The organism is Vibrio sp. 10N.261.51.A3 (genome assembly GCF_041471965.1).
GTDB classification, from domain to species: domain Bacteria; phylum Pseudomonadota; class Gammaproteobacteria; order Enterobacterales; family Vibrionaceae; genus Vibrio; species Vibrio crassostreae_C.
Genome location: NZ_JBFRPK010000156.1, coordinates 1 through 1,197, shown reverse-complemented (window position 1 = coordinate 1,197; position 1,197 = coordinate 1). Strand labels below are relative to the sequence as shown.

Genomic DNA, 1,197 nt, shown 5'->3' with positions numbered 1-1,197 from the left:
CATAGCCTGCATAAAATCGGTGAAGACCGCAGCGAGAAGCTAGAGTTCACGCCAGCGGTACTCAAAGTGTTGGAATATGTTCGTCCTAAGTACGCTTGCCGCCAGTGCGAGAAAACAGGTGACAGCAGCCGTATCGTTCAGAAGCCATCCCCTCAGAGTCTCATCCCTAAAAGCTTCGCCACAGAAAGCTTGCTGACCAACATCATTCTTGGCAAATACCAATACGCGATGCCACTTTATCGTCAAGAATCGCTGTTTACCCAGTCGGGTATCGAGCTATCACGCACCACCATGGCAAGGTGGGTTATCCAAGTCAGTGAGAAGTTCGCCCCGCTGTATGCGGCCTTGAAGGAGAACCTGCTTCAACAAGTGGTGGTTCAGGCGGATGAAACGCCGCTCAATGTGCTCAAAGAAGAGAAGAAGTGTTATATGTGGCTCTACTGCTCAGGCGCTGACTCACCCGAAGCGGCACTGCCGAATGTGAAAAATATTGCCTTGTACGACTATCAAAACAGTCGCGCGAGGGCGTGTCCCGTGGACTTTTTAGGTGACTACAACGGTTATCTACAAACCGATGGCTACGCGGCTTATGATGGTCTGCATCACGTCACCAATGTAGGGTGCTTAGCGCATGCTCGTCGCAAGTTCATGGATGCGAAGAAGCTTCAAGGGAAAGGTAAATCAGGCAAGGCTGATAAGGCGCTGGCTAAAATCCAAAAACTCTACGGGATAGAATCACGCTTAAAAGGTGCGCCTGCCGAAGAGCGAAAAGCAGAGCGTCAAGCGCTTGCCAAGCCGATACTGGATGAGCTTTACCAATGGATGACGACCCAGAAGGTGATTGGCTCTAGCCCACTAGGCAAAGCGATAAAATATACGCTTGGGCAGTGGTCAAAGCTTATTCGTTATATCGACGATGGTCACTTATCTATTGATAATAATCGCGCTGAACGCGCAATTAAACCGCTGGTTATTGGCAGGAAAAATTGGCTATTCTCCAACACACCAAATGGCGCTGAGGCGAGCGCGATGCTTTACAGCATCATCGAGACTGCAAAAGCCAACGGCCTTATCCTCTATGACTATATGGTCAAGTGCATGAAAGAGCTAGCAAAAGCAGAGCCCGATATCGATGCACTCCTGCCTTGGAACTTCAAACATTAGTAATATCGCCCTGTAGGTTCATGGGGCGTTTAC

Annotated in this window: 1 protein-coding gene; it reads left to right on the top strand. The window is 49.5% G+C overall.

What is annotated here, in order from left to right:
• The coding region (gene tnpC, locus AB4371_RS22375) for an IS66 family transposase (protein ID WP_372150687.1) at positions 1-1,164 on the top strand (1,164 nt) is incomplete at its 5' end.
• Positions 1,165-1,197 lie beyond the last annotated feature (33 nt).